Annotated in this window: 23 protein-coding genes and 1 riboswitch; of the genes, 12 read left to right on the top strand and 11 right to left on the bottom strand. The window is 39.8% G+C overall.

The window, feature by feature from the left end; all coding sequences use genetic code 11:
* The first annotated feature begins 16 nt into the window (after positions 1-16).
* Positions 17-724 (top strand): hypothetical protein, encoded by a 708-nt coding sequence (locus CSV68_RS01325; protein WP_099632700.1) that lies wholly within the window; start codon positions 17-19, stop codon positions 722-724.
* Positions 725-767: 43 nt separating this feature from the next.
* Here the strand turns inward: CSV68_RS01325 and CSV68_RS01320 are convergent, their stop codons facing one another.
* From CSV68_RS01320 to CSV68_RS01310, 3 genes are all read right to left on the bottom strand, one after another.
* Positions 768-1,193, bottom strand: coding sequence for a hypothetical protein (locus tag CSV68_RS01320; protein WP_143565183.1), 426 nt, complete (start codon positions 1,191-1,193; stop codon positions 768-770).
* Positions 1,194-1,475: 282 nt separating this feature from the next.
* On the bottom strand, positions 1,476-3,191 hold the full coding sequence (gene ptsP, locus CSV68_RS01315) for a phosphoenolpyruvate--protein phosphotransferase (protein WP_099661297.1): 1,716 nt from the start codon (positions 3,189-3,191) through the stop codon (positions 1,476-1,478).
* Positions 3,191-3,457: an HPr family phosphocarrier protein gene (locus CSV68_RS01310; protein WP_099624731.1), complete on the bottom strand. Its 267-nt coding sequence runs from the start codon at positions 3,455-3,457 to the stop codon at positions 3,191-3,193. The genes ptsP and CSV68_RS01310 overlap by 1 nt, the downstream gene beginning before the upstream one ends.
* Positions 3,458-3,574: 117 nt before the next feature.
* Between CSV68_RS01310 and CSV68_RS01305 the strand changes: the two genes are divergently transcribed.
* From CSV68_RS01305 to CSV68_RS01290, 4 genes are all read left to right on the top strand, one after another.
* A complete protein-coding gene (locus tag CSV68_RS01305) occupies positions 3,575-4,327 on the top strand; it encodes a DeoR/GlpR family DNA-binding transcription regulator (protein ID WP_099661296.1) in 753 nt (250 codons plus the stop codon).
* Positions 4,324-5,238, top strand: a complete 915-nt coding sequence (gene pfkB, locus CSV68_RS01300; protein WP_099661295.1) for a 1-phosphofructokinase — start codon at positions 4,324-4,326, stop codon at positions 5,236-5,238. Before CSV68_RS01305 ends, pfkB begins: the two co-directional genes overlap by 4 nt.
* Before the next feature lie 16 nt (positions 5,239-5,254).
* Positions 5,255-7,162, top strand: coding sequence for a PTS fructose transporter subunit IIABC (locus CSV68_RS01295; RefSeq protein ID WP_099661294.1), 1,908 nt, complete (start codon positions 5,255-5,257; stop codon positions 7,160-7,162).
* Positions 7,163-7,392: 230 nt separating this feature from the next.
* Entirely contained in the window at positions 7,393-7,770 is a 378-nt protein-coding gene (locus tag CSV68_RS01290; protein WP_099632706.1) for a PH domain-containing protein, read from the top strand.
* A gap of 56 nt (positions 7,771-7,826) precedes the next feature.
* Here the strand turns inward: CSV68_RS01290 and CSV68_RS17510 are convergent, their stop codons facing one another.
* Positions 7,827-7,955, bottom strand: a complete 129-nt coding sequence (locus CSV68_RS17510; protein ID WP_255397633.1) for a hypothetical protein — start codon at positions 7,953-7,955, stop codon at positions 7,827-7,829.
* Positions 7,956-8,037: 82 nt separating this feature from the next.
* On the opposite strand from CSV68_RS17510, the gene CSV68_RS01285 reads away from it, so the two are divergent.
* The gene (locus CSV68_RS01285; protein ID WP_099632707.1) at positions 8,038-8,556 is read left to right on the top strand and encodes a hypothetical protein; all 519 of its coding nucleotides are present in this window, start codon (positions 8,038-8,040) and stop codon (positions 8,554-8,556) included.
* 46 nt (positions 8,557-8,602) lie between these two features.
* Here CSV68_RS01285 and CSV68_RS01280 read toward each other — a convergent pair whose 3' ends face one another.
* The 4 genes from CSV68_RS01280 to CSV68_RS01265 form a co-directional block, all read right to left on the bottom strand.
* Positions 8,603-8,860: a hypothetical protein gene (locus CSV68_RS01280; RefSeq protein WP_099661293.1), complete on the bottom strand. Its 258-nt coding sequence runs from the start codon at positions 8,858-8,860 to the stop codon at positions 8,603-8,605.
* Positions 8,860-9,105: a hypothetical protein gene (locus CSV68_RS01275; RefSeq protein ID WP_099661292.1), complete on the bottom strand. Its 246-nt coding sequence runs from the start codon at positions 9,103-9,105 to the stop codon at positions 8,860-8,862. The genes CSV68_RS01280 and CSV68_RS01275 overlap by 1 nt, the downstream gene beginning before the upstream one ends.
* Positions 9,106-9,120: 15 nt before the next feature.
* Entirely contained in the window at positions 9,121-9,438 is a 318-nt protein-coding gene (locus CSV68_RS01270) for a DUF3784 domain-containing protein (RefSeq protein WP_099661291.1), read from the bottom strand.
* A gap of 82 nt (positions 9,439-9,520) precedes the next feature.
* Positions 9,521-10,687, bottom strand: coding sequence for an MFS transporter (locus CSV68_RS01265; RefSeq protein ID WP_099661290.1), 1,167 nt, complete (start codon positions 10,685-10,687; stop codon positions 9,521-9,523).
* Positions 10,688-10,739: 52 nt separating this feature from the next.
* Positions 10,740-10,839: riboswitch (purine riboswitch) on the bottom strand.
* Between the two features lie 214 nt (positions 10,840-11,053).
* Here CSV68_RS01265 and CSV68_RS01260 point away from each other — a divergent pair.
* The 3 genes from CSV68_RS01260 to CSV68_RS01250 all read left to right on the top strand — a co-directional run bounded on the left by CSV68_RS01260 (position 11,054) and on the right by CSV68_RS01250 (position 12,757).
* Positions 11,054-11,275 (top strand): DUF2829 domain-containing protein, encoded by a 222-nt coding sequence (locus CSV68_RS01260; RefSeq protein WP_099632712.1) that lies wholly within the window; start codon positions 11,054-11,056, stop codon positions 11,273-11,275.
* Between the two features lie 56 nt (positions 11,276-11,331).
* Positions 11,332-12,087 carry a 3-oxoacyl-ACP reductase gene (locus tag CSV68_RS01255; RefSeq protein ID WP_099661289.1) on the top strand — a complete coding sequence of 252 codons (756 nt, stop codon included), beginning with the start codon at positions 11,332-11,334 and terminating at the stop codon, positions 12,085-12,087.
* Between the two features lie 154 nt (positions 12,088-12,241).
* The gene (locus tag CSV68_RS01250) at positions 12,242-12,757 is read left to right on the top strand and encodes a QueT transporter family protein (RefSeq protein WP_199168336.1); all 516 of its coding nucleotides are present in this window, start codon (positions 12,242-12,244) and stop codon (positions 12,755-12,757) included.
* Between the two features lie 88 nt (positions 12,758-12,845).
* On the opposite strand, the gene CSV68_RS01245 is transcribed toward CSV68_RS01250, so the two are convergent.
* The 3 genes from CSV68_RS01245 to CSV68_RS01235 all read right to left on the bottom strand — a co-directional run bounded on the left by CSV68_RS01245 (position 12,846) and on the right by CSV68_RS01235 (position 15,112).
* Positions 12,846-13,331, bottom strand: a complete 486-nt coding sequence (locus CSV68_RS01245) for a hypothetical protein (protein ID WP_099632714.1) — start codon at positions 13,329-13,331, stop codon at positions 12,846-12,848.
* Positions 13,332-13,532: a helix-turn-helix transcriptional regulator gene (locus CSV68_RS01240; protein WP_369802906.1), complete on the bottom strand. Its 201-nt coding sequence runs from the start codon at positions 13,530-13,532 to the stop codon at positions 13,332-13,334.
* Positions 13,533-13,705: 173 nt separating this feature from the next.
* The gene (locus CSV68_RS01235) at positions 13,706-15,112 is read right to left on the bottom strand and encodes an MDR family MFS transporter (RefSeq protein ID WP_099661287.1); all 1,407 of its coding nucleotides are present in this window, start codon (positions 15,110-15,112) and stop codon (positions 13,706-13,708) included.
* A gap of 217 nt (positions 15,113-15,329) precedes the next feature.
* Here CSV68_RS01235 and CSV68_RS01230 point away from each other — a divergent pair, with 217 nt between their 5' ends.
* The 3 genes from CSV68_RS01230 to CSV68_RS01220 all read left to right on the top strand — a co-directional run bounded on the left by CSV68_RS01230 (position 15,330) and on the right by CSV68_RS01220 (position 21,736).
* Complete coding sequence (locus CSV68_RS01230; protein WP_099632717.1) at positions 15,330-15,857, top strand: D-glycero-alpha-D-manno-heptose-1,7-bisphosphate 7-phosphatase; 528 nt, start codon at positions 15,330-15,332, stop codon at positions 15,855-15,857.
* A gap of 489 nt (positions 15,858-16,346) precedes the next feature.
* The gene (locus CSV68_RS01225) at positions 16,347-19,526 is read left to right on the top strand and encodes a hypothetical protein (protein ID WP_099661286.1); all 3,180 of its coding nucleotides are present in this window, start codon (positions 16,347-16,349) and stop codon (positions 19,524-19,526) included.
* A 197-nt stretch (positions 19,527-19,723) separates the two neighbouring features.
* Complete coding sequence (locus CSV68_RS01220; RefSeq protein WP_099661285.1) at positions 19,724-21,736, top strand: acyltransferase family protein; 2,013 nt, start codon at positions 19,724-19,726, stop codon at positions 21,734-21,736.
* Positions 21,737-21,765 lie beyond the last annotated feature (29 nt).

Below are 21,765 nucleotides of genomic sequence, written 5' to 3'. Positions count from 1 at the left end.
ACGGGGGGGTGTGAAAATGGGGAACAAGAGAATAAGGAAGAAACAAAAGAAAAAACAAAAGAAAAAACCAGACTTTTTCATACCCGTAAAATGCTGTCCAGAAAGGGCGGATAGTCCTGAACTGCCATCTCCAGAAAGCTGTCTTCCTCCTGAAAAGCGTGAGGAAGTAGACAGAAAAATTGCAGAAGCCAATAGATTATTACTGGATCTGGCACTTGATGATAATCGATCCATTCAAGAGACGTATCAACGGGCGTTTGACGGCTTGATTGGTCTGGAAGTAGAGATAGTAAATCCTTTAGATGAAACGATTTCGGGAGTAGTGATGATGGCGGCATTTGATTTCATTCTGTTAAGTCGAGACGATTATAAAATCATCGTGCCATATGAACAGATTGAATCGGTCAAAGCTTCCGGCTGCTATGCTGAACTAGTACCGGTGGCCAATTTACTGAATATCGGTCCACGCTTACGTAGGAAGCTGACATTTCAGTTTGGAAAAGTTGTCGGCTCATCTCCAGAGCTTATTCAGCTATTTTTCAAAATCCCGCTAGCAGTTTATCTATTGTTGTTCGAAGATCAAACTATAAAAGTTCGAGTGGGACGGTCACTAATTGAAGGGGTGCTAGTGGATGTGAATAAAGAGTCCATTGTACTGGAGATGAATAAAGAAAAAAGCATCATCGCCATTGGAAATATTGCCCACATCATGGTAGGTAAATAAGAAATCAGTCCCTATAGCTGGGGACTGATTTTTTATTACTATACTACCTGCATGGGTTTTTGGAATGGCAATATCCTAGGGTTTTGATTTGTGAAATCTTGTCGATTGGTAAAATCAAAGTATTACCGATTGGATGATCTACTTTCTTTCCTTTTTCATCAGTAGTACAACCACAGTCTGCGGGCAATTCGCCTGGTTTCCCATTCACGAATATCTCTACAAAGTTAGAGCCGACAAAAATTATAGTACCCTTTACAATTTCCTCTTCCATCTGTAACTCCACCTCACAACAAACCATTTGGCGCAAACGGAAGTTAAGACCGTCTTGTAAACCACCTAAACGGACCATGAAGCATGGATTACATAAGTCTTTTCTACAACGGCTACAGTATTTGGCATCGCATTTTATTTTGAGGCACTTCTGACAGTAATGGTGATCTCCACATTTACAATTCTTTTCTTTTTTCAAAGCATTCACCTCCCACCGCTCTATGTAGTATATGAATATCTACTGCTCGAGAGATGATGGAACAACCTAAGAAAGTTGTAATGTCTAGAGATTCATTTTTTTATAACGGATAGTGGGTGAAATTCATTCCTCCACAAACGTTCTTTTCCATAATAATTATATAGCTAAGTATTCAAGATGAGAGGCGAGATCGTCTAATGCTTTTCTGATCAAAGGATGCTGGAGAAATGAAAAACCACTCTTTGAATCATCTAGATTCAAAGAGTGGTCCATTACGTAGTATTAGCTATCTAGACTTTTAATGAAGTGCAACACTTCATCCGCGGTAGATAGGGAAAGAATATGATCTATCTGTTTTTCTAAGGTGACCTTAGATAGTTTCTGGATTTGTGAACGTGTACGAAGTATGGAAGATGCACTCATGGAAAACTCATCTAATCCCATCCCAAGCAGTATAGGAATTGCCGTTTCATCACGTGCCATTTCTCCACACATTCCTACCATCTTACCTTCTTTGTGTGCCGCATCAATAATCATTTTGATAAAGCGTAAAATAGATGGATTATACGGCTGGTAGAGGTAAGAAACGTGCTCATTCATCCGATCAGCAGCCATCGTATACTGAATTAAATCATTTGAACCAATGGAGAAGAAATCTACTTCCTTGGCAAATACATCAGCCAAAATAGCTACAGCCGGTGTTTCAACCATAATTCCGAGTTGAATCGTCTCACTTACTTCGATTCTTTCACTAATAAGTTGTTGCTTTACGTCTAAAAATAGTTCTTTTGCTTGTCTGAATTCATTAATCGTTGCGATCATCGGAAACATGATCCGCAAGTTTCCATATATACTGGCACGCAATAAAGCGCGTAACTGTGTTCTAAACATCTCTTCATGATCAAGACATAGACGGATTGCTCGTAATCCTAAGAATGGATTGGCTTCATGTGGAAGTTGTAAATACGGTAATTCTTTGTCTCCACCAATGTCTAGAGTACGAACAATGGTAGCGCTTCCGTTCATTTGCTCTAGCACGCTTTTATATGCTTCAAACTGCTCATCTTCGGTAGGGAATTGTTCTTTTCCCATGTAAAGAAACTCCGTCCGGAATAATCCAATCGCTTCTCCACCATTTTTCAAGACATTTTCCACATCATCGGGTGTCCCAATATTTCCAGCTAATTCAACGCGATGACCATCAAGTGTAATAGCAGGCTCGTTCGCAAGTAACTGCCATTCTGCTTTTTGTTTGGCAAATGCCTGCTGCTTTTCTTGATAAACGGCTAATGTTTCTGCGTCAGGGTTTACAATAACCTTCCCAGCTTCACCGTCTACAATAATGATTTCACCGTTTTGAATCATAGCCATTGCGGTTTTACTTCCGACAACGGCTGGAATTTCCAATGTTCTCGCTAAAATAGCAGAGTGAGAAGTAGGACCCCCAATATCTGTTACGAAACCTTTAATTAGTTCAGGATTCAGTTGAACAGTGTGAGAAGGCGTCAAGTCTTCTGCAATGATGACGACCTCTTGCGTAATGTCTTCGGGCGTTTGAATACTGACGCCGAGCAAATGGGAAAGGATTCGTTTTGTTACATCCCGAATATCAGCAGCACGCTCTCGCATATATGGATCGTCCATCGCTTCGAAAATGGAAACGTATAAGTTTGCCGCTTCTTGTACTGCATATTCGGCGTTTACGTGTTGCGTCTGAATTGTATCTGTAATAGCCGCGCGTAATTCTGGATCGTCGAGAACAAGTACATGTGCACTGAAAATAGCTGCCTCCTGATCACTGAACTTTTCTTGTGTCTGTTTCTGAATCGTCGTCAATTCTGATCGGGATAGAGAAAGAGCGTTTTGTAGACGATCTATCTCTGTTGACACGTCTGAAATGGATTCCTTCAGTACAGTCAACTCCGCATTTTCTAGACGAAAGGCTTTGGCGATAGAAATACCATTGGAGGCTGCGATGCCCTGAAGGATTTTGTTCATTAGTCTTCTGCGCCTTCAGATCGTAATAATTCCTCCAGCTTGTTCATCGCGTCTATTTCATCTTCACCATCCGCAATCAATGTAATTGTAGATCCTCCAGCGACGCCAAGTGACATCACACCAAGAATAGATTTTAGATTTACCTTCTTTTCTTTATACTCAAGTGAAAGTTCTGATTTAAAAGGGGTTGCAGCAGCGACCAATTGGGCGGCTGGACGAGCGTGAAGCCCTTCACCATTGCTGAATACGAACTGTTTCTTTATCATTACGAAAACCTCCTATGAATTGTTTTGAATGTTTTTGACTGCTTATGACTGATTATGATGGATTTTATTGAAAAATTCAAGTAATATGGTGTTATTGATAGAGAAGGTGGGTTGCACATGCTAACAAATGAACGATTTGAATTAATTTTGAATAAATTGGCTACTCATAAAACGGTGAAGATTACAGAATTAATAGAGGCAACCGACGCATCGGAATCTACCATTCGAAGAGATTTAACTGAACTCGAAACGCTCAATAAACTTCAACGAATTCATGGTGGAGCCACATTACCAGATCGAGATATGCAGGAATTAAGCATTTCAGCCAAGTCTGAAAAATATTTTTCAGAAAAAGTAAAAGTTGCTTCATTGGCAGCAAGTATAGTCAAAGAGGGTGATTTCATCTATCTTGATGCGGGTACCACTACGTTTCAAATGATCCCTTTTCTAAAAGACCGTAATATAACGGTTGTAACAAATGGACTGACACATGTGGAATCATTAACTGAGCATGGCATTTCCTCTTATTTAATTGGAGGCTATGTCAAAGCCACAACAGGTGCGCTTGTAGGACAACAGGCTAGGAACTCATTGAAACAATATCATTTCAATAAATGTTTTTTAGGTACGAATGGAGTTGACCCCGTTCATGGGTATACGACACCTGATCCTGATGAGGCAACTGTAAAAAGTTTAGCAGCAGAGCAATCAAGAACTACTTATATAGTGGCGGATCATTCTAAAGTGAAAAAAAGCAGTTTTATAAAGTTTTTATCTATAGAAGAGGCCGTCTTGATTATTGACGAAATGCCAGAAGATATTCTAAATGAACTGGAAGAGAAAACGTTAGTAAAGGTGGTGCAAAAATGATTTTCACATGTACATTCATGCCAACAGTTGACTATACCGCATATTTATCGAACTTTGAGCGCGGAGAACTGAATCGTACAAATGAAGTGTATTATTATCCAGGTGGAAAAGGTATTAACGTATCAAGGGTTGTTCACAGACTTGGTGCAGATACGGTCGCATGCGGGTTCATTGGTGGTTTCACAGGAGACTTTATTGAGGACTTTTTACAAAAAGAAGATATAAAAACCGATTTTATTCGCACAGCAGATATTACGCGAATTAATGTGAAAATTAAATCAACTGAAGAAACGGAATTAAATGGGCCTGGACCAAGTTTAAATGAAAACAATGTTCAAGGGCTCCTTGAGCGAATCGGTCGACTAACAGAAGATGACTGGTTAGTGATTGCTGGGAGAATTCCAGATTCTTTACCTTCGTCATTCTTATCTGAACTCGCTAGACTTTGTGGAAAAAATAAAGTGAGGCTTGTAGTGGATACATCAGGGCCTGCATTGAAACAGATCATGGAAGTAACTAAGCCATTTTTGATCAAGCCGAATGAACAGGAACTTGGAGAATTGGTTGGTAAGACCATTCATAGTAAACAAGAGGCAGTTGGTTATGCCAAAAGATTAGTAAGTGAAGGTATTCAACATGTAGTGATATCGATGGGGAAGGAAGGGGCGCTCTATGTATCAGCTGAAGAAACATTGGCAGCCACTGCGCCAAAGGGCAAGCTCGTCAATTCAGTAGGTGCTGGAGATTCGCTAGTATCAGGTTTTATCGCATCCTACTCTACAGATGGACATGCAGAAAATGCTTTCAAATATGGAGTCGCAAGCGGAAGTGCCACCGCATTCCAGTCCGATTTATGTAAAAAAGAAGATGTGGAGTCATTATTGAGCCAAGTGATCATTACGAAACTATAGGAAGAGGTGCTATTCTATGAAAATCACACAATTATTGACAGAGGATACAATCAACCTTCATTTGCAGTCTAAATCGAAGGATTCAGTCTTGTCCGAATTGGTTCAGCAGTTACATGTCGCGGGGAAATTACGTGACAAAGTGCAATTCACCAATGATATTCTCAATCGGGAAAGTCAAAGTACGACGGGTATTGGTGAAGGAATCGCTATTCCACACGCGAAGTCAGCAGCTGTTCAGACACCCGCTATCGCGTTTGGCCGTTCTACTGAAGGTATAGACTTTGATTCGCTTGACGGTCAACCGGCACATTTGTTTTTCATGATTGCTGCGAGTGAAGGGGCTAACGACGACCATTTAGATGCACTCTCTAGACTTGCGACATTTTTGATGGATACTTCATTTCGTGATAAAATCATGTCTGCACAAACAGCAGCGGATGTATTGCAAGCGGTCAATGACAAAGAGTCGGAATTGGATGATGAAGTAACAGAAGATGTACAAGCACCGAAAGAAGAGAAATCTACCGTACGTTTGCTAGCGGTTACGGCTTGTCCGACTGGAATTGCGCATACGTATATGGCTGCTGAAAAATTAAATGAGAGAGCAAAAGAACGTGGCCTTTCATTAAAAGTAGAAACGAACGGTTCATCCGGTGTGAAAAATAGATTAACAGATGCAGAAATTGCAGAAGCGGACGCCATTATTGTGGCAGCTGATACGAAAGTGGAAATGGCTCGATTCGCTGGGAAACATGTGATCCAGACGAAAGTCGGAGATGCTATCTATGAAACGGATGCATTACTGGATAGAGCGATTGAAAAAGATGCACCGATTTATCAGCCAGAAAAAGGTCAGGAAGATACTTCATCGAGTGACAAGAAGAGCGGTTTTTATAAGCATTTGATGAACGGTGTATCCAATATGCTTCCTTTCGTTGTCGGTGGGGGGATTTTGATAGCGCTCTCTTTCTTCTGGGGAATCGAATCTTCTAATCCAGACAGTCCTGAATACAATGCATTTGCAGCGATGCTTAACACTATAGGTGGAGGAAAAGCATTCTTCCTCATGGTTCCTGTGTTGGCCGGTTTCATAGCTTCAAGCATTGCCGATCGACCCGGTTTTGCTCCCGGTATGATAGGGGGGCTGATCGCCATCACGGTTTCAGGTGTAGATGAAGTGGGTGGCGGATCAGGATTTTTAGGCGGTCTTATTGCAGGGTTTTTAGCAGGGTATATAACTTTACTTGTTAAGAAGTTATTTGCTCGTTTACCTAATTCATTAGAGGGCTTAAAACCCGTGCTGTTTTACCCGGTTTTCAGTATTGCAGCGACAGGATTAATCATGTTGCTTATCAATCCACAACTGGCCAAGCTGTATACAGGATTTTCCTCGTTCCTTGAAGGGATGGGCGGTACGAATCAAATTTTAGTTGGTTTAGTCATTGGTGGAATGATGGCTGTGGATATGGGAGGACCGGTCAATAAAGCGGCATACACATTCGGTATTGCCATGCTAGATGCACAGAATTTCCAATTTATCGCAGCGGTAATGGCGGGCGGTATGGTACCGCCGCTTGGCATGGCGATTGCAACTACCTTATTTAAAAATCGTTATACAAAGACTGAGCGTGAAGCGGGGAAAACTGCGTATGTGCTCGGTGCTTGCTTCATAACGGAAGGTGTTATTCCATTTGCAGCAGCTGATCCATTGCGTGTCATTCCGGCTTCCGTAATAGGGGCAGCGACAGCGGGTGCACTAACGATGGCATTTGATATCGCCTTACGCGCACCACACGGAGGAATCTTCGTCATGGGACTCATTGAAGGTGGAATTAGTAAGATCCTTCTGTATGCATTTGCAATAATCATTGGTTCTGTCATTACAGGCTTAATTGCTGGCATGTTGCGTAAGAAGCCTGTTTGATTACAATTCAAATCAGTTAATTAGTAAAAGCTGGCCGTGTAAAGTCATCAGTTGACGCAGCATGGCTAGCTTTTTACTTTTTCTATTCAATTCTTCTGCAACATGGTAAACTATTCAGACTGCATACATTCTCATGAACTGGAAAACCATTAGTAAGACAAAATCTTAAGGAATTCCTTAGTGTATTGTGATGTTGAAGTGTGAATTATATTGAAAAGGGGATTCATTGTATGGGGTTGTTTGATGCTCTTTTAGGGAATGCTTCCGTCGTAAACAATGAAGAAGTAAAGAAGGAACTCGACTTAATCTTAGCAGAAGGTGAGGAAGTAGAGGCTGCGTTTAAGCTCGTGCGGGATTTAATCGTATTCACGAAAACTCGATTAATACTCGTAGACAAACAAGGTATCACAGGAAAGAAAGTGGAATATCATTCCGTCCCATTCAAAAGTATCTCTCATTATAGTGTAGAAACGGCAGGTACATTTGATATGGATGCCGAATTGAAGATCTGGATATCAAGCTCACTGACTCCGCATATTGAAAAACAGTTCCGTAAAGATAAAAGTATCTACGATATTCAAAAGATATTGGCGACTGTTTGTGTGTGACTTTCGTTTGAAATAAATAAGTGGTACTTTCTTTAATAGAAAATACCACTTGTAGCTTATCTCTTTTCAGCTGGAACGACACTTTCATACGCAACAAGAGTCACGCCTATTTTATCCTCCAGACGATTTACTGCATGTAATTCTTCAGCACTTAGTTTCGCAATTGATGTGTCTTTATTTGTCATATAAAAACTTCCTTTCCCTGTTTAAGCATAAGATGGCTGAATCGCAATAAATTATACATACAAGAGGTAAGGAGGCCACGACATGTACGACCCAACTGTATTTGAAAATTTAAAAGTCGCATTTGAAAATCATATATATAATTTGGATAATCTGAAACAAACCGTTCATATTTTACATCGCAAAGATCAACTGGATGTAGCCGTGATGGCAAGAGAACTAACCATTCGTTTTTCCAGAGTCGGCTTTCCGTCTGTCATTGTCGATTTAAAATTACATTCATCACTCAAGGAACTGGCGGATGAAATACTTGAAACCAAAGGCACGGATCCGGGCTGTACGCTTACATTACTCGTCCGCACGTTTATTCGAGATGTAGATAAAGAATGTGAAGAAATTGCGAGTATCCTTCGTACTGTATGGGAGAACGATATTAGTTTCACACAAACACTTAGCTTCCGTCATGAACAAACAGAACCGGGGTTCATGAACAGGATCAACATTCATTTCAAACCAAAACTAACTGAAGAGCATATGGGGGAAATCGGTGAATTCTTAAAAAGTGTACTGGACATGATGGAGCGAATTGGAGAAGTGTCATAAAGAAAGAAAAAACGCTTCCTGTTAACGGAGCGTTTTTCAAATACTACTATAATACTGTTTGTGAAAAAGCCCAAATATAGTCTACACCATCTTCAGATGGACCACTTGGATCACCGAACTCGGTTACGCAACCACATGTACCGCATACTGCGGAATAACCGATCGATAGCACACCAATTCCTGGATCTTCCACGTTTGAGAAAGAACAATAAAGGATAAATTCATCATGCTTACAAAAGTGACAAATAAGTAGATGTTCTAAAATCGTTATACGGCTTCTTACGCTTTCTAGCTCTTCTACCATTACGAATCCACCTCGATGTAGACAATGTTTGGCTTGTCGTGGTGTGATTGCTCTTGGATCAACTGCGTTGTACTACATAGTTCACAAGCAAATGATTGCAATGTTAGCTGATTAGGTATGTCTTTAGCTGTTTGCTTCAAATCAATATATACTTCACGGTGAAAAAACGTTGTGCCACCGCAGAGTGTACAATGAAGCGGTATGCCAATAACTTCTATTTCAAATATTCCGCGTCTTCTAACCATCTTTCAACACCTACCTTATTTTTTAAACCGATTACCTGTATTGACATAGAGTAAAGTAAATGCGAGTACTAATAGGAACAGTGTTAATCCTACAATGAAGTATAGATCTTCTTCCAACAGTTCACTTACGGCGAACAATCCGACACAAAAACTTAAAGCGAACATGATTTTCGCCATAAACTTGCATAACGCACGCTCATTAATACGCATTTTTTTTTCGAATGGCATCGTATTATAGCCTGACAGTAAGGATGCACCTTTACCTTGCCAAAGTGCTATGCCATAGACAATAAATGCAATCATTATAATAATATTAAGAAGTAGGCCGGTCATAGTGATCCCTCATTTCATGAAAAAGAATCGGCATTCAATAAAAAATGGAGCCAACTCTTAGACGAGTTAACTCCATTCTATCTTATTCCATAGCGGTCTGCCGAGTCTTTACAGCTATCGATAAAGAGATAGCTGCACATAAGAATGCGATGATAACAATTACGCCACCAACTGCCGGCATATTTGTGACACTACCTGTTTGACTATAAACTACCCCGCCAACTCCAGATCCAAGCGCAATTCCGACTTGTAGCGCCGAGTTATTGAAACTCTGGTGTATATCGGAAGTTACCGGATCACTTTGGATAATATAATCTTGCTGAGCAGGTGCTAGCGCCCAACTTAATCCACCCCAGATCATCATGAAGATAATGAAAAGTGGAATGGAGAATGTGGAATAGGGAAGCGCAAATAAACTAATCGCAAATGCCCCTAATATAATTAAAATACTTTTCTTCGAGCCAAGACGTGAAGCTAATCCGCCACCAAATGCTCCGCCTGCTACTGCTGCCAGTCCAAACAGGAAGTAGAATACACTGATCCAATACGGACTTAACTGCATCGTCGTTTCTAAGAAGGGAGTGAAGTACGCATATACCGTATAATGTCCAGCGAGCATAAACATGGTCGCTAAATGAGCAAAGAATATTTTTTTATTCGCTAAAGCTTTAATCTGAACAGACAGTGGTTGTACTTTCGCGTTAGGAATTTTTTCGAGAAACTTTGCGATTAATAGTATAGAACCTACTGTCAAAATCGCAATTCCTAAAAACACTGAACGCCATCCGAATGCGTTCGTTACTACAATACCGATGGGTACGCCTAGGACAAGCGATGAACTGATCCCCATGTAAATATAGCCAAGCGACTTAGCTCTCACACGTGGCTCGACCATTCGTGCTGTAATCGTTAATGATAGCACAATGACAAGTGCTGCACTTGCAGCTGTCAATACACGAGCAGCCATCATCAAGCCGAATGTCGGACTGAAGTATGTTAGAATGTTTCCGAGTAAAAACACGACTAATGTAATTAAATATAATTTCTTGCGTTCCACTTTCGCGGTCAGTGACAATAATACAGGTCCTGCAACCGCGTATACGAGAGCGAATACTGTAATGAGTTGTCCAGCGGTTGCGATGGAAACATTCAAGTCATCCGCAATGACGGGCAAAATTCCTCCGACTACCAACTCAACTAGTCCTACTGTAATAGCAGACACTGCCAATAATAAAACACGTAAATCCAAAACAATTCCTCCTACTAGTGTCTCTACACTATTTTTTCGAATAGAAAAATCCTGATTACAAAAATTACTTTGTAATCAGGATTTGACGGTTCCTGGTAGAGACCCTCGAACCATATTATCGAGGTTATACATGTTGATTCCGTAATGAAATTTTCTATTGTTCAATTTATCATGGAATGTGAGATATGGCAAGTTGGAAAGCTGCTACCTAAAAAGATCCCCGATTTATTAAACAATGTAGAAGTGACGTTCGTTCTGCGTAATAGTATGGTTCGAATCGTCTCGAGTTGTAAAAGTCCTCAAAATCAAGTATACTTTTCCCGATAAACTTGTGCGGATCAATACACTAATAAAGGATGGATATGCATGACATTTGAAGAGGTATTACCACGTTTGAAGGCTGGAGAGAAAGTCATCCGTAGTAACTGGGGCGGAGCAGAGTTATACGTGAAGCTAGTAGGGGAAAGTGAACAAGACGGTAAAAAACTGAATCCATATTTCGTGATTGATGTAACGGGTGAAGGCTATACAATGTTCACACCAACAGTTTGTGACTTACTAGCCGAAGACTGGGTCATCGTAGAGTAAATCGGAAGAATCAAAGCTCATGAGTATTCATGAGCTTTTTTATATAGGAGGCCGTTATGAAATTTGCAGAATATGAAAATAAGACCATCGTAGTGACAGGTGGCGGGTCTGGTATTGGGTACGCACAAGCTGTAGCATTTTTGGAAAATGGAGCAAATGTTTTTGCATTTGATATACAAGAGGGGGATCTCCCGAAATTACAAACAGACTATCCGTCACAGTTTGCCTATGCGATTGGTAGTGTCAGTGTAAAGGACGACGTAGCACACGCGGTGAAAGAAGCGTGTAACGTATTTGGTACTATAGATATTTTATTAAACACTGCAGGGGTGCTCGATGGTTTTGCCAAAACATTAGATACTGACGAAGCGCTTTGGGATAAAATCATGGATACGAATGTAAAGGGTACATATTTTATGACGAATGAAATATTGCCACAGATGATCGCTCGTAAGTCAGGTGTTATTGTCAATATGGCGTCCGTTGCGGGCCTTGTGGCAGGTGGTGGGGGTGCGGCTTATACAGCATCCAAACACGCCATTGTTGGTTATACAAAGCAACTGGACATGGATTACTGCCGCAATGGAATTCGCGCGAACGCGATTGCGCCAGGTGCGATCCAGACACCGATGAACCAAGCGGATTTTGAAGGTGACGGTGAAATGGCGAAGTGGGTAGCAGAGGAAACGCCTGCAGGACGTTGGGCGCAGCCGAGTGAGGTTGCAAGCCTGACATTATACATAGCCAGTTCCGCAGCGGACTATATTCATGGAGCGGTTATTCCGATTGACGGAGGTTGGATTGCAAAATAAAGCTTTTGTATTATAAGGAAATCTGTTATAATACCGAAGCAAGCAAATTCTGTTTGCACTACGACACTTTTGATCGAGCGATAGGCTCTTTCTTCCTTTGGTCGTAGTTATTACTGGAATAGCATTTTCGCTATTTCACAAAGGAGAAAATAAAATGAGTATGTCTTATGTTAAAGATTCGCCTAAGAGTAAGAGTACGGTGAATGAACTGACAAAAACAGCGCTCGTCGCCGCTTTGTATGTGACGGTGACGTTCGTGTTTGCAGTGATCAGTTTTGGTGCAGTCCAACTGCGTTTGTCAGAGATGTTCAATTATCTGGCTTTGTATAATAAACGGTACGTGATCGGAGTCACGCTAGGTGTCATGTTCGCAAACTTTATGTCACCGACTTGGATTTTGGATGTGCCGATTGGTTCTATGGCTACGTTAGTCGCATTATTAGTCTGTCGTGCACTGACAAAGAAAATTAAAAATGATATCGTCAAAATGGTGATTACTGCTATTGTGTTTGCATTATCTATGTGCGCCATTGCAGCTCAACTGACAATTTTACTAGGTTTCCCGTTCTGGGCTACATGGTTAACGGCTGGAATTGGTGAATTATTATCGATGACAATTGGCGGAGTTATTATATATACATTAAACAAGAAAATAGATTTGTCCAAATAAAAGAGAGCATTCGCAGATTTTGTGAATGCTCTCTTTTTTGTTTTCCTTAAAATGATCTCATTATATAAAGTAGGTGTACGTTCATGTATTAAGCGCGTTGCAAAACGGTAAATGAAATCGCGTAAATAATCAAACCACTAATTGGAATAGAAGCTACTGCGAATATTGGATACCAAATATAATCCAAAAAATAGTTTGGAATAAACATGAATGAACCGATCATGAAAAAGGAGTAAATTAATATACCCGAAAAAGCATAACTAATCGCTTTTCGTGTATTCGCCACTGCTCGTTCGTCTGTAGAGTCGTATTCGAACGTGATGAAATCACGTATATCGGTATTGTTATTTTTTCGCATACGTAAAAAGTGAATCAGATTAGCGATTATAAAAAGTATGAGTACAGCAATCATCAAAGCTCCTGGCCAAGTATTAACTTGTACTGTAAATCCTTCAATATATCCGCGATCCATCTGAATGAATTTCTGTTCAACCTGCAAAAAATCAAAAACCATGATAGCTAAAGCGATGAATAGCACGATTCGTAATGTAACAGAAATACATATATTCTTCATTCAAGCATCCTCCTTGTAAAAAATCTCTTCAATCGATAACTTAAATACTTCTGCAATGTTCATAGCTAGCAAAAGAGAAGGGGTATAGCTACCTTTTTCTAAAGCCACTATCGTTTGCCGTGTAACTCCAACTTGTTCTGCAAGTGCACTTTGTGTTAGATCCATCCGCGCACGTAATTCTTTCACTCGATTTTTAATCACTCCACTCATCACCTCGTCTTGTTAAATGTATATCAAACTTTACATATTGTCTAGTTGACTATACAATAATTTATATAAAAAAACCGGAAATCAATAGGTTTTGTTGATAGAAAATCAAGCAAAAAAGGATGCCCAGAGAAGTGTTTCCACTTCATGGACATCCTATTATAGTTTTACACCTTTACATCGGTATCTTTTGGTCTTGGATTCTTGATCAGCAGCGCCAATAGTAGACCGACAATGGATATACAACCTGAAACGAAGAAGGCTGTATTTACACCTTGAATTTGACCAGCAATGGTTCCGTTATCTAGATCGGATGTGATCATGATTGTCACGAGCGCAGCAGTTCCAATAGACCCCGCAATCTGCCGGAAAGTATTATTCATAGCTGTACCATGAGAAATCAAGTGATTGGGTAGCTGATTCAGACCTAGTGTAGTCGAAGGCATCATAATCATCGCAATACCAAACATTCTTACAGCGTTTAATATGGCTAAATAGGTGAACGTTGTATCTACTGATAAGTTTGCGAACATGAATGTCGTTACGGTTAAGATGGTGAAGCCTGATAGCAGTAACCATTTGGCACCATACTTATCGAATATCGTCCCCGTTACCGGATTCATGATACCCATGACAATTGCACCTGGAAGTAGCATAAGACCGGAGTGGAGTGCATTAAAACCAAGCATAGTCTGCATGAACAACGGTAAGATCACTGTAGATGCAATCATGGAAGCAAATACAATCATACCTAAGCTAGTTGCCAGTGTGAATACGCCATACTTGAACACTTTAAACTCGAGAATGGGTTGTTCTAGTTTCAATTGTCTTAGAATGAACCAAGCAAGTGAAATTGCCCCAATGATTAACGAAAGTAAAACGTTCACATGTAGCCAACCCGTATTACCTGCAATACTGAAGCCGTAGAGTAATCCACCAAAACCGAATGTAGAGAGCACAATCGATAAATAGTCCATTTTTGGATTGGTTAGTTTCGTTACGTTTTTCAGCAAGAAATAAGCGGCTACGATATTTAACAAAGCAAACGGTAAAACAACGTAGAATACACTGCGCCAAGGGTACTGATCTACGAGATATCCAGATAGGCTCGGCCCGATAGCTGGCGCAAATGCAATGACGAGTCCAAAGTACCCCATTGCTTTTCCGCGTTGTTCAATCGGAAATAGCAAGAACATAATAGTTTGCAGTAGCGGCATCATAATCCCGGCTCCCGCACCTTGGAGAACTCTACCTATTAACAATATAGAGAAGTTTGGAGATGTCGCTGCAATTAGTGTTCCTAAAGCAAATATACTCATCGCTGTCAAAAATAGTCGTCGAGTCGTAAACTTGCCGATGAAAAAAGCTGTAATAGGAATCATAATCCCGTTAACTAGCATGAAGATTGACTGCAACCACTGCACGGTACTTTCGCTAATCTGAAGATCCTTCATGATTGGCGGAAGGGCTGTAGCGAGAAGCGTTTGATTCAGGATTGTAATGAACGCACCCGATAATAATACAATCATCAAGGGAAGGTTCTTTTTAAAATCGAATTTTTGTGAGTTTACCATGTCCACGCATCACCTCATAATTAATTACAGATCACAAAATAATTCGGAGTTCGTTATAAATCTAACATACAGGCTATGTTAATTGTTATTTCGTAAGACCACAATAATCTTGCTTGACTATGTCTATAGGCGAAGTTGGAAAGGTACTACGTTTAAAAGAATGTAATGAGGATACTATGAATAGTAATAAGATCTTTTAATTGGGAGGAAATCTACTATGAAAAAAGCTGTATTCTTGGATCGAGATGGTGTGATCAATGAAGTGTTGACGGATCGAGTGAAATTTGTGAATGAACCTAATCAATTATATTTTTTGCCAGGAGTGGCAGAAGCGATAAAGGAATTGAATCAATCGTTTGACTACATATTTGTAGTGACGAATCAAGGCGGTGTAGGTCTTGGTTACATGAAGGAATCTAAGTTGAAATCCATACATGATCATATGATAGCAGAGCTCGCAAAGGAAGGTGCCATAATTGACGAAGTCGCATATTGTCCGCATAAGCCGAAGTCTGGTTGTGATTGCCGCAAACCCCACAGTAAGTTGATAGAAAAACTCGCAAAGAAACATAATGTAAACTTGTCCACTTCCTATATGATAGGCGATACGGATACAGACATTATTGCCGGAAAAAGAGCAGGGACCAAGACGGTCTTCCTAGGTACAAAAGATCCACTGGCAGATGCAGTATTTCCAGATTTGCTTCATGCTGTTCCTTGGATCATAGATGATATGTCGAAGTGAAGAGCATTCAAGCACTAACCCATTACTAGTAAGGCAATCAATGAAGTAGCGCATCCAGATGCAAGAAAATACAGATAATATTTTTCTGCCTGTGATCGTCCTAACTATTAATTAGGATAATAAATGCCGCAACATCACTAGATATTTGTGGCATTCATGCTTACTTTACATAGGCTCATCCTACAGACTTTACTCACCACAAGCCCATGATTATCTAGTGTAAAGTAATCTCTCCAAGAAAGTACTAGTGCAATTGAGTAATAGTACTGAAAAAAACCATTTAATAGCAACACTTGAGAGAAAAATATAAGAAAGACTAGTGAAAAAGTATTATACTATGATATGATTATTAAAATAATTAATAGAATAATACTAATTACCCTTATCATTCTTACTAAGAAAATAATTAGATACCCTCTAATTATTTCAACCTATTTTAAGAAAGAAAAAGTGAAAGTGAAAGAGTACTAGTGAAAGGGGGGACTACTTATGAAGAAGTTAGTAATGGTTATGATGGTTATAGCATTTTTACTCATTGTGCCTGTAGGGTTATGGTTTTTGAAGAGTAATCCGCCGATGAAGGTAGCTATTATTGATAAGTCGGCTGTAGAAAACTTACATACAAAACATCTGGGGATTAGCTGGGTATTAAACTATTCAAAAGTAAAAGCACCGCATAACAAACCATTTGATCCTGCACGTGACTATTATGGCGGATTCACAGTAGTAGAAGGAAAAGGTATTTCAGAGTTGAAACCACTACCTAAAGAGTATGTGCAGAAAGATATAATTTACTTGGCAAATACCGCTAGTATCGATGAAAGTATGGTAGATATGAATGATCCTGTGCTTGCTGCATACGAAGATGATCATGGCGGACTAAAAGAAGTAGAGTGGCAAAGAATCTTGAAAAGACTGAATTCAAAAAAGCCTTCATTATTTATAGCGGAGTATAATTCGTTTTCTGCGCCCACTTCGGAGAAAGTACGTACGCGTGTTGAGGATCGAATGGGATTGAAGTTTTCTGGTTGGAAAGGACGTTATGTGGAGGAACTTGACCCACAAAAGAATGCGGAAATGCAAAGTATTCTTGCTGGACAAGCAGCAGAGTGGACATATAATGGTCCTGGGTTTTTGTTAGTTAATGATACTACAGGCGAAGTTCTAGCATTGGAAAAAGATGAAGAGCTCTCAAAAGAGGGTATTCAGCTAACATTTACGGATATTGGAACGGAACGATTAAACATCTCGGGGTCGCATCACTTTCACTCTTGGTTTGATATCGTAACAGCAGAGCAAGGGGAATCTTTAGCGGTGTACGATTGGAATCTTACTGAAAAAGGAAAACAGCTGTTAGCGAAGAAAGGAATTCCTACTCAATTCGATGCAGTAGTGCGTCATACATCAGGTGTTTCTGAGAGCATGTATTTTTCTGGGGATTTCAGCAGCGTGGAAAATGTCCCTTCTATCTATCAAGTAAAAGGAATAGCGAAAGTATATAAAATGATTCAAAGATCCTCTGAGAAAACATTCTTCTGGTCAGCATATGTACCCATGGTGCAAGGTGCGCTTGAAAAGTTTGGTCAGGTAGAATCAAAGGAAGAGAAAGAGCCTAAGCAAGAGGGAGTAAAGATGACCTCACGAATGAACGGAAAACATTTGGAAGTTTTAACAGATGGAAAGTGGACTCCGATGATTGTGAAAGGCGTGAATATTGGAATGGGGAAGCCGGGAGCATTTCCTGGGGAAGCTGCCATTACAGAAGAAGAATATTACAAATGGTTCGAAGCAATTGGTGAGATGAACGCGAATACTATCCGAGTCTACACGCTTCACCCACCTGATTTTTATCATGCTTTAAAAGCGTATAACGATGTACACGATACCCCTATATATGTCATGCATGGTGTCTGGATCAATGAAGAAAAACTGGAAGAGTCATTGGATGCCTTTGAAAAAGAGAACTTGCAAGACTTTCAAAAAGAAATGGTTCAGCTGGTCGATGTCATTCACGGAAATGCTACTGTGCCGTCCCGTCCAGGTCATGCATCCGGTGTATACGACGCGGATATCTCCCAATGGGTCACAGCGTGGATGATTGGAATTGAATGGTATCCTTTCATGGTAGAAAACACGAATAAACTACACCCTGATTTAGGAGAATATAATGGAAAGTATTTTGAAACAAAAGGTGCCGCTGCATTTGAATATTGGCTAGCGGAACAAATGGATGTACTAGTGTCGCATGAAGTGCGTAACTACCAGCAGATTCGGCCGATGAGCTTCGTCAACTGGGTAACAACTGATATGCTGACACACCCGTCAGATTCTTCAGGTCAGGAAGATATCGTATCCGTTAATCCGAATCTACTCTACACTAAAGGAGAAATGGACAAGCCGGGTCAATTTGCTTCCTATCATGTGTATCCTTATTATCCAGACTTCTTGAACTACGAGAAAAAATATCGTGAGTTTATTGATTTCAGAGGCCAGAAGAATAATTACGCTGGCTATTTAAAAGATTTGCATGAAGCGCATCGAATACCGATTTTAATATCAGAGTTTGGAATTCCAGCATCTAGGGGAAAAGCGCATGAAAATCCATTTGGCTGGAATCAGGGCTTTATATCAGAGGATCGACAAGGGGAGATACTAACACATTTATATGAAGATATTTTGCATGAGGATATGATGGGAGCGCTAGTGTTTTCATGGCAAGATGAGTGGTTTAAACGAACGTGGAACACAGCAGAATATGATAATCCAGATCGTCGTCCATACTGGTCAAACACGCAAACGAATGAACAAAAGTTCGGACTGCTCAGCTTTGACCCGTTGAAAATAAAAGTGGCTGGATATGAAGAGGAATGGACAGGAGAACCGATGTACAAAAACAAGCAAGGCACGCTCGAAAAAATGTATATAGATCATGACGAAACATTTTTGTACATTCGGGTAGATTATGATGAATCCAAAATAGCTAAAACGGATGTAGTGAATATTCTCTTTGACACGATACCAGGGCGTGGAAATGCACGTGCTAGTAGAATAGAAGATATTCAATTTACTAACGGTCTAGAATTCATTGCTAAAATTAACGGGGCCAAATCACGTATGTTGATTGACCCTCATTATGATCTATTCCACCATGACTACGGTAAGGATGTAGGATATATTCCAGAAAATGAAATGAAAGATCGAACCAATCAGTTTATTCCGATGCAGTATGCGTTAAATCGAAAATATCTAGTGAAAAATGAAAAACGTACGATTCCTTTTAGTTTCTATGAAACGGGAAAGCTACAGGAAGGAAATGGAGACCCAGACTCAGCCGATTATGATTCTTTAGCAGATTATCGTATGCGTGACGGCATGCTGGAACTACGTATTCCATGGATGTTGTTACAAGCAAAGGATCCAAGTAGAAAAGAGTTTATCGAGAATTTGTTGGTGGATGGTACGAAAACAAGTATAAATATCGATGAAATATTTATTGGAGCGGTTTTAACATCAGAAGATGGCAAGGTACTGGAGTCATTTCCTCAGATACACGACAAAAAGCTAGATTCAATGGAAAGTTACACATGGGATAGTTGGCAAGTTCCTATGTATGAAGAACGATTGAAGAAATCTTATTATTACTTACAAGATGCATTTAAAGCGAAGTGAAATTAAGATTCATAGTGGAAAAAGAACAGAAGTCTTTCTGAGACATCTGTTCTTTTTTTGTAAATTGAAATATTTACTTATGCTAATACTTGATAAAACCTCATTATATTAATAGAGAAAAATGAACGTTTTTGTAGTATTATGATATAGTATTAAATGCATTTAAAATTAAAAGAGCATATGTAACGGAGGAAGTTATGTCGGATCTAAAGTTACCAAATAAAAGATTTAGGCCCGAGATAGAAGGGGTACGAACGGTTGCAACATTATTGATCGCTATTTATCATATATGGTTTGGTAGGGTGTCTGGTGGAATCGATGTGTTCTTCGTTATTTCAGGGTATTTGATGACATTGTCCATCATCTCGCGAATAGAACGAACCGGATCAGTGAATTTCATCGAATATTTTCTGAACTTAATGAGAAGGCTATTACCCCAAGCCACAATCGTCTTGATTTTCACTGGAGTTTTTGCGGTAATTCTTCTACCCCAGTTTGAATGGGGAGAAATCATTGCACATATGATGGCTTCCACGTTTTATTTTGAAAACTGGCGGTTAGCATTGGATTCTGTTGACTATTTAGCAAAAGATAATTTTGCAAGTCCATTTCAACATTTTTGGTCACTCAGTGTGCAAGGTCAATTTTATCTGATCTGGCCAGCTTTACTGGCGTCTATTTATTATCTCGCCCGAAAGTTTTTGAAAACACCTGTATATAAGACATTACTTGGTTCGCTAATCATAGTGTTTATTTGTTCGCTTGTTTTGTCCGTCTATCAAACGAATGTTAACCAACCTTTTGCCTACTTCAATACATTCACGCGGATTTGGGAATTTAGTATTGGCGGTATTTTTGCTTTACTATCACCGTACCTATTTTTCAATAAAAGATGGAGTGTTGTTTTAGGATGGCTAGGCTTAGCGATTATTGGACTTACTGGAATATTATTCCCAGTGTCCACTGTATTCCCTGGGTATTTGGCATTGATTCCTATTAGTGGAGTATTACTTATATTAATCGCCTCTGAAAGTATAACGATATATGGAGTAAATCGTTTTTTATCAACAAAGCCTCTTATCTATTTAGGAAGTCTTACATATGGTGTGTATTTATGGCATTGGCCGTTGCTGATTTTCTATCGTTCCTATATGGAAACAGAAACAGTGCCTCTTGGAGATGGTATTTTACTTTTGATGACAACTTTTGTGTTGTCCATGATTTCTACAAAACTAGTAGAAAAACCCGTTCAAAAATTAGGTCGCAATCAGAAAAATGGAAAATTGCTAGTCGTATTGTCGACTATGGTAGTACTCGCGTGTAGCTCAATATTTTCTATTTCTGCTTATATTGAAGAGGCAACAGCTAGTTCGGATATTGTCCAGGAACAAGATTACCCTGGCGCTCAATCAAATCAGTTTAATATGAAACCTGTATCTCATGTAGACCTGATCCCATCACCTTCAGAAATCAAAACAGATCTTCCCGTATTTTATAATGATTTGGAATGCCAGTCGGCTAACCTCACGGAAGTCAGAAAATGTTCTTATGGTGTATTGAAGGACTTTGATTTTACGTTAGCGCTCGTTGGTGGTTCACATTCCGGTCATTGGTTCCCAGCTTTAATAGAATTAGCGGAAGAAATGAATTTTAAAATTGATTTGTATAGTCATGATGGTTGTCGATTTACAGACGAAGATCCTAGAGGAAACTTAACGAAAGCTTGTATTCCTTGGAATAGTAACTTAATTGATACGTTACTAGAAGATCCCCCTGACTTGGTTTTCACCACTTCGACGGTGAATAAGCGACCAAAAGTACCTCGAGGATTTGTTAATCAATGGAAGAAATTAGAAGGTGTTACGACAATCTTTGCGATACGTGATAATCCTCGTATGCAAGAAATTATTCCAATCTGCCTTGAAAAAGCAGACGATCCATTAGAGTGTTCAGTGCCAAGGGATCAAGCGATTGCCAAGGACACACCATGGGAAGTGACAGAAGGTATTCCATCGAATGTGTTCTTCGCAGACTTAACCAACTCTTTTTGTGATGAAACGACTTGTTATCCTGTCATTGGGAATATCATTGTCTATCGTGATGATAATCATATTACTGCGCAATTTGCAAAAACATTAGCCCCTGCATTAAAAGTACCATTGCAGCAGGCGTTCGACAGCTTAGGAAAACACACACGTAATGATGAGTGATCTGTTTGCCATGAACTTTGTATAGTTCA

It is taken from the genome of Sporosarcina sp. P29 (assembly GCF_002743265.1).
Classification (GTDB): domain Bacteria; phylum Bacillota; class Bacilli; order Bacillales_A; family Planococcaceae; genus Sporosarcina.
The sequence above is the reverse complement of the archived record's forward strand: the minus strand, read 5'-3'. Positions and strand labels throughout refer to the sequence as shown.

Bases quoted from the DNA above. Each gene is read 5' to 3' on its own strand.
- CSV68_RS01230 (WP_099632717.1), top strand. From the start codon at position 15,330: ATGAAAAAAGCTGTATTCTTGGATCGAGATGGTGTGATCAATGAAGTG.
- CSV68_RS01275 (WP_099661292.1), bottom strand. From the start codon at position 9,105: ATGGTTAGAAGACGCGGAATATTTGAAATAGAAGTTATTGGCATACCG.
- CSV68_RS01325 (WP_099632700.1), top strand. From the start codon at position 17: ATGGGGAACAAGAGAATAAGGAAGAAACAAAAGAAAAAACAAAAGAAA.
- CSV68_RS01260 (WP_099632712.1), top strand. From the start codon at position 11,054: ATGACATTTGAAGAGGTATTACCACGTTTGAAGGCTGGAGAGAAAGTC.
- ptsP (WP_099661297.1), bottom strand. From the start codon at position 3,191: ATGAACAAAATCCTTCAGGGCATCGCAGCCTCCAATGGTATTTCTATC.
- CSV68_RS01225 (WP_099661286.1), top strand. From the start codon at position 16,347: ATGAAGAAGTTAGTAATGGTTATGATGGTTATAGCATTTTTACTCATT.
- CSV68_RS17510 (WP_255397633.1), bottom strand. From the start codon at position 7,955: ATGACAAATAAAGACACATCAATTGCGAAACTAAGTGCTGAAGAATTA.
- CSV68_RS01280 (WP_099661293.1), bottom strand. From the start codon at position 8,860: ATGGTAGAAGAGCTAGAAAGCGTAAGAAGCCGTATAACGATTTTAGAA.
- CSV68_RS01310 (WP_099624731.1), bottom strand. From the start codon at position 3,457: ATGATAAAGAAACAGTTCGTATTCAGCAATGGTGAAGGGCTTCACGCT.
- CSV68_RS01270 (WP_099661291.1), bottom strand. From the start codon at position 9,438: ATGACCGGCCTACTTCTTAATATTATTATAATGATTGCATTTATTGTC.
- CSV68_RS01250 (WP_199168336.1), top strand. From the start codon at position 12,242: ATGAGTATGTCTTATGTTAAAGATTCGCCTAAGAGTAAGAGTACGGTG.
- CSV68_RS01255 (WP_099661289.1), top strand. From the start codon at position 11,332: ATGAAATTTGCAGAATATGAAAATAAGACCATCGTAGTGACAGGTGGC.
- CSV68_RS01245 (WP_099632714.1), bottom strand. From the start codon at position 13,331: ATGAAGAATATATGTATTTCTGTTACATTACGAATCGTGCTATTCATC.
- CSV68_RS01220 (WP_099661285.1), top strand. From the start codon at position 19,724: ATGTCGGATCTAAAGTTACCAAATAAAAGATTTAGGCCCGAGATAGAA.
- CSV68_RS01305 (WP_099661296.1), top strand. From the start codon at position 3,575: ATGCTAACAAATGAACGATTTGAATTAATTTTGAATAAATTGGCTACT.
- CSV68_RS01295 (WP_099661294.1), top strand. From the start codon at position 5,255: ATGAAAATCACACAATTATTGACAGAGGATACAATCAACCTTCATTTG.
- CSV68_RS01285 (WP_099632707.1), top strand. From the start codon at position 8,038: ATGTACGACCCAACTGTATTTGAAAATTTAAAAGTCGCATTTGAAAAT.
- CSV68_RS01235 (WP_099661287.1), bottom strand. From the start codon at position 15,112: ATGGTAAACTCACAAAAATTCGATTTTAAAAAGAACCTTCCCTTGATG.
- CSV68_RS01290 (WP_099632706.1), top strand. From the start codon at position 7,393: ATGGGGTTGTTTGATGCTCTTTTAGGGAATGCTTCCGTCGTAAACAAT.
- pfkB (WP_099661295.1), top strand. From the start codon at position 4,324: ATGATTTTCACATGTACATTCATGCCAACAGTTGACTATACCGCATAT.